The 15,197-nt window shown below is 40.3% G+C and carries 23 protein-coding genes and 2 tRNA genes; 4 read left to right on the top strand and 21 right to left on the bottom strand.

What is annotated here, in order from left to right; translation table 11 throughout:
* Positions 1–54: 54 nt before the first annotated feature.
* The 19 genes from C7R92_RS23965 to C7R92_RS23865 form a co-directional block, all read right to left on the bottom strand.
* On the bottom strand, positions 55–366 hold the full coding sequence (locus C7R92_RS23965; RefSeq protein WP_106835898.1) for a hypothetical protein: 312 nt from the start codon (positions 364–366) through the stop codon (positions 55–57).
* A gap of 530 nt (positions 367–896) precedes the next feature.
* Positions 897–1,433, bottom strand: coding sequence for a hypothetical protein (locus C7R92_RS23955; RefSeq protein ID WP_106835896.1), 537 nt, complete (start codon positions 1,431–1,433; stop codon positions 897–899).
* A 208-nt stretch (positions 1,434–1,641) separates the two neighbouring features.
* Entirely contained in the window at positions 1,642–2,400 is a 759-nt protein-coding gene (locus tag C7R92_RS23945; protein WP_106835894.1) for a hypothetical protein, read from the bottom strand.
* A gap of 182 nt (positions 2,401–2,582) precedes the next feature.
* The gene (locus tag C7R92_RS23940; RefSeq protein ID WP_106835893.1) at positions 2,583–2,960 is read right to left on the bottom strand and encodes a hypothetical protein; all 378 of its coding nucleotides are present in this window, start codon (positions 2,958–2,960) and stop codon (positions 2,583–2,585) included.
* 104 nt (positions 2,961–3,064) lie between these two features.
* Positions 3,065–3,895, bottom strand: a complete 831-nt coding sequence (locus C7R92_RS23935) for a hypothetical protein (RefSeq protein ID WP_106835892.1) — start codon at positions 3,893–3,895, stop codon at positions 3,065–3,067.
* Between the two features lie 74 nt (positions 3,896–3,969).
* Positions 3,970–5,139 carry a helix-turn-helix domain-containing protein gene (locus C7R92_RS23930; RefSeq protein ID WP_106835891.1) on the bottom strand — a complete coding sequence of 390 codons (1,170 nt, stop codon included), beginning with the start codon at positions 5,137–5,139 and terminating at the stop codon, positions 3,970–3,972.
* A gap of 30 nt (positions 5,140–5,169) precedes the next feature.
* Positions 5,170–5,949 carry a DUF5986 family protein gene (locus tag C7R92_RS23925; RefSeq protein ID WP_106835890.1) on the bottom strand — a complete coding sequence of 260 codons (780 nt, stop codon included), beginning with the start codon at positions 5,947–5,949 and terminating at the stop codon, positions 5,170–5,172.
* 449 nt (positions 5,950–6,398) lie between these two features.
* Positions 6,399–6,611, bottom strand: coding sequence for a hypothetical protein (locus C7R92_RS23920; RefSeq protein WP_106835889.1), 213 nt, complete (start codon positions 6,609–6,611; stop codon positions 6,399–6,401).
* On the bottom strand, positions 6,608–7,279 hold the full coding sequence (locus C7R92_RS23915; RefSeq protein ID WP_106835888.1) for a hypothetical protein: 672 nt from the start codon (positions 7,277–7,279) through the stop codon (positions 6,608–6,610). Before C7R92_RS23915 ends, C7R92_RS23920 begins: the two co-directional genes overlap by 4 nt.
* A gap of 251 nt (positions 7,280–7,530) precedes the next feature.
* A complete protein-coding gene (locus tag C7R92_RS23910; protein ID WP_106835887.1) occupies positions 7,531–7,773 on the bottom strand; it encodes a hypothetical protein in 243 nt (80 codons plus the stop codon).
* On the bottom strand, positions 7,736–8,251 hold the full coding sequence (locus C7R92_RS23905; protein WP_106835886.1) for a hypothetical protein: 516 nt from the start codon (positions 8,249–8,251) through the stop codon (positions 7,736–7,738). The genes C7R92_RS23910 and C7R92_RS23905 overlap by 38 nt, the downstream gene beginning before the upstream one ends.
* A gap of 397 nt (positions 8,252–8,648) precedes the next feature.
* Positions 8,649–9,053: an ArpU family phage packaging/lysis transcriptional regulator gene (locus tag C7R92_RS23895; RefSeq protein ID WP_106835884.1), complete on the bottom strand. Its 405-nt coding sequence runs from the start codon at positions 9,051–9,053 to the stop codon at positions 8,649–8,651.
* A gap of 15 nt (positions 9,054–9,068) precedes the next feature.
* Positions 9,069–9,689, bottom strand: coding sequence for a hypothetical protein (locus C7R92_RS23890; protein WP_146147627.1), 621 nt, complete (start codon positions 9,687–9,689; stop codon positions 9,069–9,071).
* Positions 9,690–9,867: 178 nt separating this feature from the next.
* Positions 9,868–10,128: a hypothetical protein gene (locus C7R92_RS23885; protein WP_106835882.1), complete on the bottom strand. Its 261-nt coding sequence runs from the start codon at positions 10,126–10,128 to the stop codon at positions 9,868–9,870.
* A complete protein-coding gene (locus C7R92_RS23880) occupies positions 10,125–10,484 on the bottom strand; it encodes an excisionase family DNA-binding protein (protein ID WP_106835881.1) in 360 nt (119 codons plus the stop codon). The genes C7R92_RS23885 and C7R92_RS23880 overlap by 4 nt, the downstream gene beginning before the upstream one ends.
* Before the next feature lie 128 nt (positions 10,485–10,612).
* Positions 10,613–11,047: a hypothetical protein gene (locus C7R92_RS23875; protein ID WP_106835880.1), complete on the bottom strand. Its 435-nt coding sequence runs from the start codon at positions 11,045–11,047 to the stop codon at positions 10,613–10,615.
* Between the two features lie 81 nt (positions 11,048–11,128).
* The gene (locus tag C7R92_RS23870; RefSeq protein WP_106835879.1) at positions 11,129–11,392 is read right to left on the bottom strand and encodes a hypothetical protein; all 264 of its coding nucleotides are present in this window, start codon (positions 11,390–11,392) and stop codon (positions 11,129–11,131) included.
* Entirely contained in the window at positions 11,389–11,517 is a 129-nt protein-coding gene (locus tag C7R92_RS33180) for a hypothetical protein (RefSeq protein ID WP_279629828.1), read from the bottom strand. Before C7R92_RS33180 ends, C7R92_RS23870 begins: the two co-directional genes overlap by 4 nt.
* 63 nt (positions 11,518–11,580) lie before the next feature.
* Positions 11,581–11,832 (bottom strand): helix-turn-helix transcriptional regulator, encoded by a 252-nt coding sequence (locus C7R92_RS23865; protein ID WP_106835878.1) that lies wholly within the window; start codon positions 11,830–11,832, stop codon positions 11,581–11,583.
* Between the two features lie 156 nt (positions 11,833–11,988).
* On the opposite strand from C7R92_RS23865, the gene C7R92_RS23860 reads away from it, so the two are divergent.
* The 4 genes from C7R92_RS23860 (at position 11,989) to C7R92_RS23850 (ending at position 14,668) form a co-directional block, all read left to right on the top strand.
* Positions 11,989–12,627, top strand: a complete 639-nt coding sequence (locus C7R92_RS23860) for a helix-turn-helix domain-containing protein (RefSeq protein ID WP_106835877.1) — start codon at positions 11,989–11,991, stop codon at positions 12,625–12,627.
* A gap of 101 nt (positions 12,628–12,728) precedes the next feature.
* Positions 12,729–13,022 carry a hypothetical protein gene (locus C7R92_RS23855; RefSeq protein ID WP_106835876.1) on the top strand — a complete coding sequence of 98 codons (294 nt, stop codon included), beginning with the start codon at positions 12,729–12,731 and terminating at the stop codon, positions 13,020–13,022.
* A gap of 340 nt (positions 13,023–13,362) precedes the next feature.
* Complete coding sequence (locus tag C7R92_RS32080) at positions 13,363–13,539, top strand: hypothetical protein (protein WP_158265765.1); 177 nt, start codon at positions 13,363–13,365, stop codon at positions 13,537–13,539.
* Positions 13,526–14,668: a site-specific integrase gene (locus C7R92_RS23850; RefSeq protein WP_106835875.1), complete on the top strand. Its 1,143-nt coding sequence runs from the start codon at positions 13,526–13,528 to the stop codon at positions 14,666–14,668. Before C7R92_RS32080 ends, C7R92_RS23850 begins: the two co-directional genes overlap by 14 nt.
* A gap of 112 nt (positions 14,669–14,780) precedes the next feature.
* On the opposite strand, the gene C7R92_RS23845 is transcribed toward C7R92_RS23850, so the two are convergent.
* A tRNA-Val gene (locus C7R92_RS23845) sits at positions 14,781–14,856 on the bottom strand.
* Positions 14,857–14,881: 25 nt separating this feature from the next.
* A tRNA-Ile gene (locus C7R92_RS23840) sits at positions 14,882–14,958 on the bottom strand.
* Positions 14,959–15,197: the final 239 nt, after the last annotated feature.

The following is a 15,197-nucleotide window of genomic DNA, read 5'->3' as shown; positions in this document are numbered from 1 at the left end:
CAAAAGATTTTACAGTCTCTTCGTTTACAAACAGAAAGCAATTAAGAAATCTGTCTAGTTTGGTGTTGACAGTCCATCTTGAGCCTTAAAATCGATGCCTACCTTAGACATGACTTCCTTCACATCAGTTCCTGTTATCTCGATCACATCTACATTGCCACTGACCTGTATGAATAGCTGCTGTCCATTTTGCATCATGAAGAAAGAAACACTATCCTCATCCTTTGTCGGCTGAAAGCCTTTGACATGATAGTACGTGATGACGTGATCTTGCTCGTTATACTTCACTACCAGGAACTCTCTGCTTGTTCCGCATCCTGATAAAAGTATCAATAGAATAAAAAGCAACAGGAATTTCTTTATCATGTGATTATATCCTCTACCTTTAAATCCTGTATGATTATTGGTCTGTTCAACATTGTATTTGCCTCTATTTGTGCAAGAGCTAATAGCCCTGTGGACTTAGCTTGCATTAACTGACCGTATGACTCCCATGTCACATGATCTCTACCATTCCCCTTTCTCTTGATTGCTGCAATGCTGTTATCTAGTTCTTCAATATGATTCATGATCTGTTTGATCGGTTCTATCACTCTCAACCATTCCTTTCTCTCAAATAAAAAAATCACTCTATTACGAGTGACAGTGTCGCGAGTATATTTCTTTAATATTTTCTTTAAAGATTTTCTTTAGGCTTCGCGCTCTAATGAAGGAAAAACTTTGACTGTACTCTACGTGGAGTACGGTTCTGTACCCTACGTGGAGTACGGTCGTGACTGTCCTCTACGTGGAGTACGATCGCTGTATAAGCCTTATGTTTCAAGGGCTGGCGCTTCTGTCCGTACTCTACGTGGAGTACAGTCGTTTTAGGTAAAAGAAAAAGCACCTCGTGGGTGCTACTTCTCCAGTACTCCTATTAGTAAATGAAATTCTTGAATGGGCGCATCTGTTTCAGTTGCAGCAATGACATCATCATTGCCAGAGAATCCCCATTTGCCCTGATTTATATCGGGCCAGTGTTTATCAAGGTAACGCTTATATGATTCCCAAGCCTTGTGTAATTGAACAGCTTCATCATCAGAAAAATACGTTGCAATTTCCTCTAGCGAAAAGCCAGTCTCTTTTGGTGCACTCATTATCCACTCATAATTAACTTTTGGATTTTGGTTAACAAGTGAAATATAAACCTTTCGCGCATCCTGTAGCGCCTTATATCTGTATTGCTTTTTTACTGCGCGCTCTTTATTTACTGACTGTTCCAGTAGTAGCCTACTTAACTCATTGCTAGCCTTGGCTGCATTGGCACTCTCTATGGCTGCATTAGCGCTTGCACTTGCGGCATTGGCACTTTCTTTTGTAGCTCGCCAAACCTTGTAACTAAAAAAACCAGTAACTACCACCCCTATGACTGCAATCCACTCTGACGTTTCCATCTACTCATCCCCCTCTATATTCAAAATCAATTTTGAAAGAATAGGAAAGATTTGTCTACCCCACTTCCTTCGGCGTGAGGCAGCCGCCACGATCATATCCGTTGTGGTCACTGTTATCCAAGTAGTCTTGTAATAGCCAATTATGTTTGCGTACAGCATCCGAGAAAATGAGATCAAATTAAAAAGCACCGTGTAGGTGCCTCATACCTTATGCTCCATCTCTAATCTTCTCACGTTCTTCTTGTAATTCTTTTATTGAAGAGATTACGATATCAATGATCGATATATGGTTATCTAATATTTCTAAGTAATTTTTTGCATTTAATTCGTTCCAAATCAATTTTTTAGCTTGTTTGGCTTTTTCTATTTCTATCTCCAATTCTATTATTTGGGCATCATTAGGATGATTTATTTCTATATACAAATTAGTAACTTGTTCAGTCATTTTATTAATATCTGTATTTAAAGCTGCTTGGATATCTATATAAAGATTTTTTAATTCAATTAAGTCTGCATGGAAATCCGCATTAGTTACACTATACATATTTGCCCAGTTTTCATCTCTTAATTGATACAACTTAATAGTCGAATAATATAATAGTTCATGAACATCTTTCGAACTGTCCTCAGTTTCAAACAGTCTGTTTCTATATTTATACGCATAAGAAATTGAATTCTTCATTTTTACTAACTCATATTTAATACTAATCAAAGCAGGCATTTGATTAATGAATTTATTTTCTTCTTCATTTTTTATTTGTCTGTTAATCTGATCATTAACCTGCATCTTTGCTACTAAAACTGCTACTATTCCACCTATAATCCCTCCAGAGTAATTCCCAAAAAAACCAACCCATGAAGACTCATCTCCAATTGTCAGAAATCCTGTTGGTATGTTGAGGATAAGACCAAGTATTATTGGCGTAAATATAATTAATAAGCAAATTAAAAAAGTTCTTTTTTTCATATAATCCCCCTCTGTTACATTTTGAAGCAGTAGGAGATAGATGTCTATATTAAACCCACTTAATACGGCCACCACAATCCAATCCGTGGTTACGGTCGTTATTAGAGGTGGTGCAGAACAATCAGCCCCTACATATCGGCGGTTAAAAGAAAAAGCACCGCGTGGGTGCTACTTATGCAATCCTAATCTTGGCATACTCTTCGAAAATCTATTCGCTGAACTTCGTTGTAAAAATCAAACACTTTATCTATCAAAGCTTGAAGTTCCTCAGCCGAATAGTCAAAATCACTCATACCATAACACTGAATCACTTTCTTTACTGAAATCTCGAACCTACCTACTGCTCTTTCCAGATCTTCTATGTCTTCTCTTACCAGAGGATAAGTTTTATCGTACATCTTGATCTTAGTAGCGACAGTGTTTTCAGCAATTTCCACTTCCTTCTTGGAGTTTATTTTAGCAAAAATAGAATGATCTCCAAAAAAGTGTCTGTTCGAGTACTTCTTAATATCTTGATTATACTGGTGTTTATCAATGATCGCTTTAACTGCGTTAGACAAAATTCACACCCCCTCTCACCAACATAATTCGGCAAAAGGAAGTCATTCCCTGTTAAGAGTTCAAAAGACCAGTCCTCGGGAGTGTCAGACGATTAAAAGACTTATTAATCTCTGTCCATGTAATGACTCCAACAACCGTCACATAAATAATTATCGTATGCTACGCTTATACCTTCCCAGTCCGCGTCAAACGGGTAACTACAATTTCCGCAAAATGCTACATTATGCTCTGTCCCGCAAAAAGCGCACTTTCCTACTGAACATAGGTCATCGTCCAAAGAGATACCCTCTTCTCCACATTCATTACATGGCCATTCAGCGACAACCGGAGCTCCACACCCATCGGCTACACTGCAATGATTCATCACCCAAATTTTGTCTCTAATAATTTCTATTCGAGCAGCTTCTTTTCGTTCATACAAGACATCACCGTATTCTGTACCTTCAATGATCTCCAGAAATAACGCATACTCCTCTCCAGAGAACATACTTTCAAGTTCCTCATCTAGATCATCACTAATAAATCTTGCGATGTAATGAAGAAGGAATATGATATTTTCCTTACGTTCGTCACCAAATGAAAAGCGAGAATGGTTAGCTGAGTTCCGAAGTATTTTTAAGATCTGGTACGCATCCCACTCAGGCCCTTCAATTGGTTTGTTTAGATGTTTTCTAATCATCTTGTATGCTTGATCCACATGTATAGTAGCTCTATAGCCAATTCCGAAGGTGTCCTCACCAATGATGTAAATAGCATCTTTATCAATTCGTTGCAACATTTCAAGCACCAGTAGATCAATAGCATTAACCAGATTCATGACTGATTGTTTGGCATCGCTTAGGGTTAACTCATTTTTAAAATCAGCAAGGTGAGTTATACCGTGCTGAAGCGAATCTACTGCATTTTCAAACAGGTCAAGACTACCTTTATCCATTGAATCCCCCTAATAACAAAACGCCGCTTCACCGTTCGTCAAGCGACGTTAACTACTGATATTAGCTCTGGCGTTCAAGTACCTTCTCTATAATTTGACGTTCTAAGATTAAGTTGAACAACTTTCTCTTCCGCATTTTCAAGTTCAATTAATTTACCTTTTGGTAGATTTAGGAGTGTTTCAGCTTTACTTTGTGTAAGCCTAAGCTTCGCTAATATATCCTTGGCTTTCAAGACATTATTTATTAGAAGCATGTCTACGGCTCTCCTGAGTAAAGTAGGCTCTGGAACTGTTATTACATCATCAAGAGGTTCCTTTGTTCTCCATCCTTTTGTACTTATCTGCCTCATTAAGTATTGATATTGGTTATAACTAATTACTTCAAGGTGGAATGCCCGAACAATCATGGCTCCAATGGACACCTTCCATTTTTTCTTTAACTCGACATAAAAATCAAGTTTACTTGGGTATACCAAGTCTTTAATAAAGGCTGTCCTTGGTAATAGAAAAGAAGCTGCAAATGAATCTGCTTGTCTTTCCATTTCTTTGTATTCATCTTTTGATATCTCATCTAAGCTGATTGAACCATTATGCATCACTAAATGAGCCAACTCGTGAGCCGCATCGAATTGTCTTCGAACAGCAGACTTTTTGTCATTGCCCAAAATGATGAAGCATCTCTCTTGGCCGTTTACTGTTTGTGAATGACTGAATGCATCAACCTTGTTAGAAGCTGTTTCTAATGCTGAAATAATGATGCCATTCTTCTCCAGTAATGAGACTACATTGTTAATTGGCTCTTGTCCTAAGCCCCAATATTCCCTTGTCTCTTCGGCATATCTTTCTATGTCAATTCGCTCTAACCCAGAAATATTTATTTGGGGCAAGTTTAGTTTAGGAAAATCTATATACGCCTCAAGCATCGAGTATCCTTCAGATAATCCTTTTAGTTTTTCGATCTGCGAATCCTTGATCAATTTATTCGCAGTTACAGATGATCGAAAAAATGTAGGTCCGATAAAAACTGAGTCGTTGTCTGGGAGATAAAAATACTCCCTCGGAAATCCCAATACCCCCATAATCCTCATTAATGTCTCTAAGCCTGGGACCGACTTGCCATTTTCATACTGGGAAATCATCTGTTTAGAAACACCCGTTTGAGTGGCTAATTCCACAAGAGTCAGCCCCTCATAAAGACGAGCTGACCTTAATCTGTTTGGATTGAATCGATTAATACGATCCACTTTTATTCCTCCTCATGGGGAAGAAAGTTGTTAATTATCTTCCTCTTTTTCATCTTGTTGTTTAAAACCTAATTGTTCGTTATTATTCAACATATCCTTAACAGACTGGTTGAATTCTAGAGGAATTTCGTCCGAATCACTTGGAGCGCTTTCGGCTTCTTGATCAAAGAAGCTGCTGTAGTCAACAACTATCCACTTACTCCAGTCCTCTTCACAGAGAAATGGTCTTTCCAAATCAATGTCTGGTACACGTGCGAACACTTCCTTAACCTTTTGATTGCGATCCAAGGAAAAGGTAATTATTGTACACATATTGATTTTTTTATCGCCGATCATTTTTCGAGATAGCTCAACCAAATCCAGATATTTTGCATTAACCTGATGATTTTCGGGCATTTCTAGGTCGTACCCTAATTGTCCAGGGCGTTCATCCCAACTTACAGACTTAGAAAGATGACCGTTGTCAATTGCATATGCCTCAATGTAATGCAAAGACTCCAAACTAACACTGTCTCTAACAGCTTGAAAACGCGTCTCTGCCATCACTACATAAAGATTTCCACTTTGTTTTTCATAAATCTGAATATGCTCAAATCTTCCGCGTTTTACCTTCTCAATAGCAAAGTCATCAACGGGTAGATGCTCGATTAGCTTAGTATTTATGTAATCCATCCTACAAAATACATTCCCATTGTTAGTTTCCGTTTTTTTATTTTCAACGAATTCCCGATAATCGTCATCGTTACCCCTGACGATACCTTCAACAATCATTGCCTTGATCTTGTCAAACAATGGAATGTTCAGTTGCATGATCGAATCACACTCACTTTCTGCAATCTGATGAATTTCGTAATATGATTTTTACATTTTCATTCAATTTCGTCAAGTGGTTTTCGCTCTTTATCTAAATTCAATCAACTGGATTGACATCAAATTACTTCCGTACACCTCCAATACAACACAATTATGCAGCGATCGAAATCCGACCTTCTTCTTATAAATACAGCCGCCAAAGGCGGCTGTATTTCTTAATTGCTGTTGATTAAATTCTTCCTGCGCGGTTTATTAATGCTTTTATCTTGATTCTTATGTGGCACTCTCCAACCGCCTCGCTTGCACATGTTCTTAGCTTTCCACTGTGTGAAACACATACGTTCAAGGGACTTTTGCTCTAATGTTCTTGCCATTACTTTCACCCCGTTCTGTATTTTTAGACGAAATGGCAATACAATGCTCAGAGTATTTATTTTCCTTTTGCTTTACAATCTTCTCCCACGGCTCTTCATTAACTTTTCTATCTCCGCGACAATAGCATCCCCTTCACTAAGGTGGTACTCACATCTAACACGATCTACGTCAATATATTCAGCATTCCTTAATTCTTTAATCGCAGCTTTGACAATGTGGTTCAGTGGAACTCCAAGCCTTTCTAACTCTTTGACTCTCTTTTGATTTTCTACCCATCTATTCATATTTTTTCACTCCCATAGCTCATTGTCGATTCGGTGTTGTTCACTGTTATGTTAGGCCCTGTGTATTGCTTTTCCTGTGATTTTCTGAAGTACTTTTCAATTGACTCTCCATCGATCCAAGTACGTAACAAAGACTCCTTTTCTGAATGAGACAACGTGCGTGCTCTCCCGTCAATGTAAGATGCAAGGTTAATCAAACTCATTTCAACATTCGTGTAATAAGCAACTTGCCAATCCAAAGTGGCTTGATCTCTTTTTTTATTCAGTTCTTCCATTTGCTGTTCCAATTCCTTTTTTTGTTTCTCAAGACTGGTCATTTTCTCAGACCGTGCCTTTTTAGCTTGAATTGCAGCAGCTTTCACTTTATCCAAGCTCTTTTCATATTGTTGGGTTTTTCCAAACTGGGCCTGATATTCTTGAATACGATACTTGATTTCTTCAATTTGTAATTGCATCTGCCGATTACTTTTTAGAATCTTTGCAGCACCCGTATCATCACCCGCAATTTCCAATTCAACCATGGCTGAAGTCTGCTCGTTAACTTTAGCCATGAGAGACTCCAGTTGCGATTCCAGTTCCTCGATTTTTGATTGGATCTTTCCTTCCCTCTCACTCACTTTTTCCAAAAACTCATCAACATGTTGCTGTAACGTTTTGTTTCCAAACATCTGTATCTCTCCTTTGTTTTGATTTGATTGACACATGATTGAAAATTTATATAGCACTCATAGTCTGTAGTGTTATAAAATTTGTTCCGTGAGACATAGCCTAGATTCATGCTATGTTAATGTTTTTGATAACCTCACTATTCGCGGTAGTGGGGTTATTATTTCTTCCCGCCTTTATTTCTTCTATTAGCGCCTCAACCTTACTTGCATCTATGCCCCGATCTTTTATGACGGTGATCAGTTTCCCTAAGTCAACTGTTTTTCTGTTGTCCACCCTCGTCCTCACCCTCCTGAAACTGTTTCAGTATGCTTTCGCGCTCCCGGCGTAGCTGTTCGATACGTGCCTTGTAAATCTCCACCTCCTCCTCCGACAATCGATAGCGATCTATGATTAACTCTCGGGCAAGTCTGGTATGTTCTTGTGTGATTTCTACTAGGTGATCGCCATGTCCAGAATTAACAGCTAACCATATTGCACGCTTGCTGTGGTTCATGAGCCCATACCTCCTTTTCCTTCTTGCTAATCACAACACGGGTATTTCCAGCAGCGCAAAAGACTGTTTCTTTAATCTCCCACCCCTCGTTTAAGTTGTGAAACAAATTTTCCACAACGTGTGCCAAATCTGGTGTTTCCTCGTTGAAGATAAACTCCCGATCTGCCTCCTTTAGCGCATTCTGTTTCGCCTTCAGCCGGTTCCAAGCAAATCTGATCGACTCTGCTAACCCAATAAATATAGCTTTGTCATCCTCTTGAATGGCTTCTAGTAGGACTTCCCTTACAATCGGCACAAAATAATCGCAGACCTCGTGCCACTCAACATCCCCAGTAGTTGCAACACTTATTAGTTCGCCAATGTACCCTTCATAAATTTCGCCGCTGCCTGACATTTGAATCAAGAAATCATCAAACGAGATGTTTTCACCTTCGCAAGTGATCCCTGTAACCATATCTATCAGATTAGCTTTTTCCATGTTCAATCATCCTTTTCATAGTTTTATTGGTTATTGGTACTCTGTAATTCCTAGTAGGACTGACAAACTGTACATAGCTCTCCACCTGATCTTGGTATAAGTACCCTCGCTGATCGGTGGATCGAAACTATCGCGATACACTCGATAGTCGGTGATATAATCGGTATTGATACCTAGATACCTTTCTTTGATCAAAAATTGTTCACGATCCGGTAGCTGGCTGACAGCCTGTTCAATCTTTCTACAGAATGTACGATGCTTTTCCAGTGATTCGATATCATGATTTGATCTAATGGATTGGCCGTCTTCTGGAATTAGGTATTTGAAAAGCCTGTACTTCTCAAGAAGGGATTCAACAGATTGAAGTATTGCTTTTCGTTCCCCCTTATGTAAAGTATCAGCCCCTTTCACTGATAACACCTCGATTGCAAAGTGGGCACCAATGAGAATCTGGAACTTCCGAGCTAATGCCTAGAATCTCAGCCAGCTTTTCCATTGCTCTACTTTTATATTTGTAGTACGTGAACTCGCTGATCTGCATAGCCTCATACACTTCATAATCTTTGACATAATTCCCGTCCTGAGATAGGTAACGCTCGGTTATCAACCGAATTTCTTTCGGAGCAAGTAGTGCAACTGCTTTTTCAATCCGTGCAACAAATTGTTTTCGCTGTTTGACGATTTCATTATCTAGTTGCTTGTCCTCTGTAACGCCAACTAGATTGATGAATTTTAAAAACTGTGCTTGCTTGAGCATTCCGTCAACGGTTTTGATGGTGACTTTATCTACTCGTGCCCTCACATCACATCCTCCGTTCTAAGAATCTCCCCAGTTGAATTCTTCTGGGCTTCTCCCTTGCTGCAACCATTGCTGGAACTGGATCTCTTTGTCCCTTGGGTCTGCCTTCTTTGCTTTATAATTCGAGAGCTTGTCTAACAACAAATGATCTTTCCAACGGTCGTTTTTGAGAAAAGTAGCTGCATGCTTGATGAATTGCACCTCCTTACCATGGCATTCATCTGTATAGTTCCTTGTTGCTGTCATGATTTCGTCTATGCTTGCTCCTGACTTGATTAGTGCATTCCATGCTTTTGCTGCATCAGCTTTTGATAACTTTCTTGGATACACACTCCAAAATTCATCGAATTGAGGAGTATATATTTCTTTCTTAGTTTCTTTATCATTCTTGTTTGTGGACTTTCGTGTCTCTTCCGTGTCCTCTACGTGTCCTTCTTCTGTCTTTTCGCTGTCCTCACCAGCTTGATAAAACCCATATTTACCAATGGTTATGACTGTCTTTTTTGTGTCACTAAAATAGACAATCATTTCGTCAGACTCGAGCATTTTTAAAAATTGCGTTACTTTTGTCTTTGACCATCCCCACTTCTCGCATAATTTTCTGATTGAAGTAATGAATTGACCACGTTGAACATCCAAGAATTCGTTCCCCAGTACGACTCTATTATCTTTGTGATTAGCCATCATTAGCATGTCTAACCACGCCTCGTATCGACTGAATACTCTCCTTTCCTGATAAAGCCAGTGAGTTTGTATCGACCGATGAAGCTTTATCCACCCTTTCATATCACCACCTCTCTTTCATGATTGAAGCAGATTACACACATACCCTCTGATAGCTATACTCCTGAGTCTGCTTTATTTTCTTGATCTGCTGCACGTTGAGTTGCGAGTCCATTACTTGAAGCAAAGCTTGTAAATCTGTCAAAATTGGTCTTTTATCTCCTCTCACCTTAGTGTTTCGGGCAATATACGCTGTCATTTCTCTTTCATCAGTGATGCCAAGTTGTGAAAATCTAGCTGCAATTTCAAAACGTACTTTCCTTATGTCATTACCTGACCTAACCGTCTGAATCATGAGCCAGCTCCCTGCTCCTGCTGCCGCATCCATCCCTCTAACGTATCCCGGCGTAGAAGGTACTTGGCCCCAATTTTCACATGCGGTATCGTCCCAGCTCGTAGCATTGCGTACAGCTTGTACTCCGAAATGGAGTTTTCGAAGACTTCCTCAAGGGCTTCTTTCACCGTGAGCGTGTTTCGTCTATTTTGGTCGGGCTGTATTTGCTGCTGTTGGATTAACGCTTGTGCCATTTGCTGGGCCAATTGCTGAATGAGTTGGTTTGGATCTGAACTTTGTTGAACAGGCTGTGCGGTATGAACAATAACCGCTGGGCTAATGGAGCGATTTGTTTTCCTGCGTGTTGAAGTACGCATTGGTTATCCCCCTTGTATTTGTTGTTTTCTCACGCTTTAGAGGTCATAAATCAAGTTTTAGGTGTAAACATACTCACCACCGAAAAACCGACTCCGTAAACCCGCGCTACTAAAGGCTTTTTTAGTGCCTAAATCGTGAGGATTTTGCCCTTGTCTTCCCAGTATTTTTTGCGTTGTCGTTCGCGGTTAACTTTTCGGGTTCGTTGTTCACGGCAATTCAAGCAAAACTCTTGCCTGTTCGACCGTTTAGTAAATGAATTTCCGCAGTACACACACCTTCCGATTGCCTGACCTTGTTCACCATCAGGATGTTTTCCCCAATACGCTATTTCCATTGCTGGATCAACAGGCAGTACATGCGTTTCAAAATACTGGCATCGAACCTTCCCTGCCTTAAGCTGTTCTGGATATTGTCCATCGTCTCGATAGAATACACACTGGGGAATCATGTTAGAGCTTAAATAGCAGCAGTTGGAATGTCCGTTACTATCAGGACTGAATGATGCACATGTAGAGCGAACCAGCTTTCGGATCGGGCGGAGAATATCTTTTCTCGTCTTCAAGAGAATGACCACCTCCTTTCTGTCGCGAATTTCAAGACGGTTGACACATGTTTAATGAGTAGATGAATTACGACAAGGTATTTACCTTCCTAGCATCACCCTCGCATATAACCCTGCGTATAAAGCCAATCCCTCAACCGTCTTAGCTTTCAATGCTTCCCTAGTTGTAACAGGATGGTATTCGTCACCGTTTCGAACCTCGATGTGATCTCTTTCGCCCAGGTAAATTTCTTCCCCGTTGGAACACTGGATACCAACAGTTCCGTTTTCAACGAACAAACTGCCAGTTAAATAGTCGGTCCTGATGTCAGGCGTTTCTTTCGTGTGTTCTGACAGGAAGATCATTGCTTACCGACCTCCAATTCCTCAAACAGCTTTTCGATGTCAGCTAAGAACCCAAGAGGTAGTAAATTGCCTTTTGGTGTCCGCATGTAGAGCTTCCCCCATACCTTCACGCCGTAATATCGCATGATGCCCCTCCTTTATGTGTTTTCTATTCAGTTTTCAAAGAACAGATAGTTAGAGTGGCTGATTTACCTCGCTATAGTTTGTGGCTTGATTCCTGGCTGTGTGGATTTTACAATCTCAAAAATTTCATCCCATTCACATTCCAGTGTTTCAACAATTCTCCGGGCCGTCTTCGGGCTGGGAGACCGGTCGCCATTTGTAATCTGAATCGTCATTGGTTGGGACAGCTGAATCTCTTTTGCAAAGTCTGTTTTGTTAAAACCCTTCATGATGATTAATTCATTCAGACGATCCGTGTTCTTCACCTTAATTTTCAATCCCTCTCACCCCTCTTTTGCGAAACTATAGAAACATGTTTCTGTTGTCATTTACGATACTCTAGTTTCGTATATCTTGCAAGCATTATTTATTACAAGTTGTAACTACAGCAACACATATATATAATTAATTTAATTCTGTTAAGGGGTGGTAACATGACTAAGCAAGAAGTTGGAGCGGAATTAAAACGGTTAAGGAAAGAGAGAGGTCTTAGCATATACAAGTTAGCTATTGAGTCTGGAATATCTCACTCGTACATCTCACAATTGGAAAGAGGAATTAAAGAGAAACCTTCTCCAGAGATATTAGAAAAATTAGCAACACCCCTAAACGTCCCATACATGCAGCTAATGAGAATAGCTGGCTATAGTAATCAAGGAGATTTAGATTTCCAAGCAATGCTTGATGGGCTTTTAAAGGGGATATTAGAGGTTACGGATATGGGAGATAGTTTTCCTGATTCTCTATTAGACAAGTTAAATAAATTAATTCCAAAGTATGATTCGGCTTTCGAAGATGATTTCGAATTTTCCCCTGAAAGCCTCAGAAAATTAATTTCGAATAGTACCTGGCAGCAAGAATGGAAGTATGATTTATTAATTGACGTGGCTGTTCAAACTAAAATATGGAGAAATGAGCAAATCCAAAGAGAAGCTGACATAGCACTTGATTTAGTGAAGGTTCTGGAACAGAAAAACATCACCTACTGTGGCCATCAGCTCACCGATCAGGACAAGCAACTCATCACAGCTTACTTGGACGCTCTTTTCAGCGGTCGTATTTCTGAGAAATAAAAAAATGCCACTCTTGATACGAGTGACATGTCGCGAGTTTTAATTGATTAGGCATGATTGATATAAATGCTTATTAAAGTCATTAATCCAGGAGGAACCAGATGAAATTGTCTGCTGCTAAACAATTACTTGCGGAACTACAGCACTATATCCAGCTAGTAGAGAACTACCAAGCTAATACTTTTGAATCCAAAGTAATCTATGAGTACGCTCTCCACGAAAATGTCAGCGAAGTGGCGAAAATAATGAACGAGTTGGAATTTCGTGTAGATGACCGCAAAGTTACCAGTTCGGATGTTTCTGCGGTGTTAAAACAAAAACCAATTGATGAGCTGCATCAAATTGTTTCTAAGAACTTTAAAAGAAACAAAAAGCTAGTGCAGAAATTCACCTAAAGAAAGTCCCGAACTTAGTGCCCTCTTACCAACATCGACAATCAAGGCATCTTGGACATGCTTGCCGTGCTGTTCCTAGAACGAAAGTAATCGCCTTAACATTGGTTTGTTAGGCAGCAACATAGATGACCTCTCGGAACACTAGGGCACCCTCTCTAAATTTGGTGACTCCGAAGCTTTCAGGTGTCCCCAAGTCGGTGATTACCTTCTCGGGCATGAGTGGACAAACCGTCCAGTCATTTGTCCGTGGATGACTCCGCCGACTACGGAGTCACTCTGGATAAACGCTCAAATTATAATCACTCTCCTCAAAGTTAAGGACAGTAAAGGAGCGGGTTCAATGCCAGGAAAGTCTAAAAGAAAACAAGAAACTGTCTTCACCTATTCAGAGAAAAACGGTGATTTACCAATCGAAGAATGGCTAATCCCAGAACTAAAGGAATTTGCAAAACAGAAATATGGTATAAGCTTAAATGTCTGGATTAAAGAAGGAGGAATGAAAGATGGCAGTAACTAAGGACAAAAATGTTCAAAAGAATCCCTGGTACTTCACTATTGAAATTGATGAGAATGGAAAACGGAAAAGGATCAAGCGCAGAGGATTCAAAACGAAGAAAGACGCTGAAGCGGCCCAACGTGACCTTTTGAATGAATTGGGACAAGGGTTGAACCTCAATGCCTCCAAAACGATTTATCGTGACTTTATGACTGACTGGCTTCGAGACAAAAAAACAAAAGTGAAGTCGCGCACCCTTGAAACTTACGCAGGATTAGTGAACAACCACATACTGCCGACATTGGGAGACTTAGCCCTTGCCGACATCACTCCTCGGCACATCCAAAATCTATATAATGAGCTGCACGAGTCTGAGAGGCTTTCTGGGGAGAACATCCAAAAAGTCCACACCATCATCAACGAATCACTGAATAAAGCTGCGAGTTGGGACATGATTATTAAAAATCCTGCTGCTGTTGTCGATCGTCCCAAAGCCGAAACTAAAGAAATGATGTATTGGACAGATGAAGAGGCACACCGCCTTCTTGGAGTTGCCAAAGATGATCGCTATTACTGCGCTCTGTTGATGGCAGTAACAACCGGAATGAGGCAAGGGGAAATACTAGGTCTACGGTGGCAGGATCTTGATTTGAAGAACCGGACATTATCCGTTAGACAGATTCTTAACCATGACGGAAAGACTCTTGAGCCTGGAGCAAAAACAGCATCAGGTATTCGCGCCATTGGCATCGATAAAGTAACAGCAATTGAACTGGAAAAACTGCGGCACCGTACCAAGGAAGAAAAGATGGCAAATCGTGATATTTACGAGGACAACGACCTTGTGATATGTACTCAGCTAGGTACACCTGTTTCACCACGAAACATCAATCGCACATTCTATCGCCTAACTGAAAAAGCGGGATTGAAAAGAATTCGTTTCCACGATTTACGTCATACTCATGTTGTTATGCTTTTAAAAATGAGAGAGAACAACAAGCGAATTGCTGAGCGTATGGGATGGTCGAGCGTGAAGATGCTGGATCGCTACTCGCACATTACACCACACATGCAAAAGGAAACAGCGGATGCTTTCGGGGAAATGTTCTTTTCGGCACCAAATGGCACCAAGAAATCTTTAGTTGAATAAAGGGCACCATTTCGGCACCAATTTGCTCTTGTTCGCACAAAAGGGGAACAAGCGGGGTTGCTACAAAAATAAGAAAAACCCTTGATTACCAAGGGTTTCAACATTCATCATATGGTGATCCGGACTGGGTTCGAACCAGCGACCCCCACCCTGTCAAGATGGTGCTCTCCCAACTGAGCTACCGGATCATGGGATATGTGTGTGATCGTTTAATGGTGGGCCCTGTAGGACTCGAACCTACGACCAATCGGTTATGAGCCGACCGCTCTGACCAACTGAGCTAAGGGCCCGAATCGTATCGGACGTCGATCACATTTATTACTATACAGTATCGTAAAATGGATTTCAAGAGGAAATGAATAATTTCTTGTAAAAATTTTCACTCGTACCAAAAGAACACTAAGAAACCCAGCGAAATCAGGCTTGCTTTTACCTTTAAAAAGGCCTAGACCATCTCAATTCACCTATGTGTAGTTACCCTTTCCCCCAACAAAAAAGCCATTCCCCACCGTTGCTGCCCACATCCCCC

This window comes from Brevibacillus porteri (genome assembly GCF_003013475.1).
Taxonomy (GTDB): domain Bacteria; phylum Bacillota; class Bacilli; order Brevibacillales; family Brevibacillaceae; genus Brevibacillus; species Brevibacillus porteri.
This window is presented reverse-complemented; position numbering and strand designations above follow the sequence as displayed.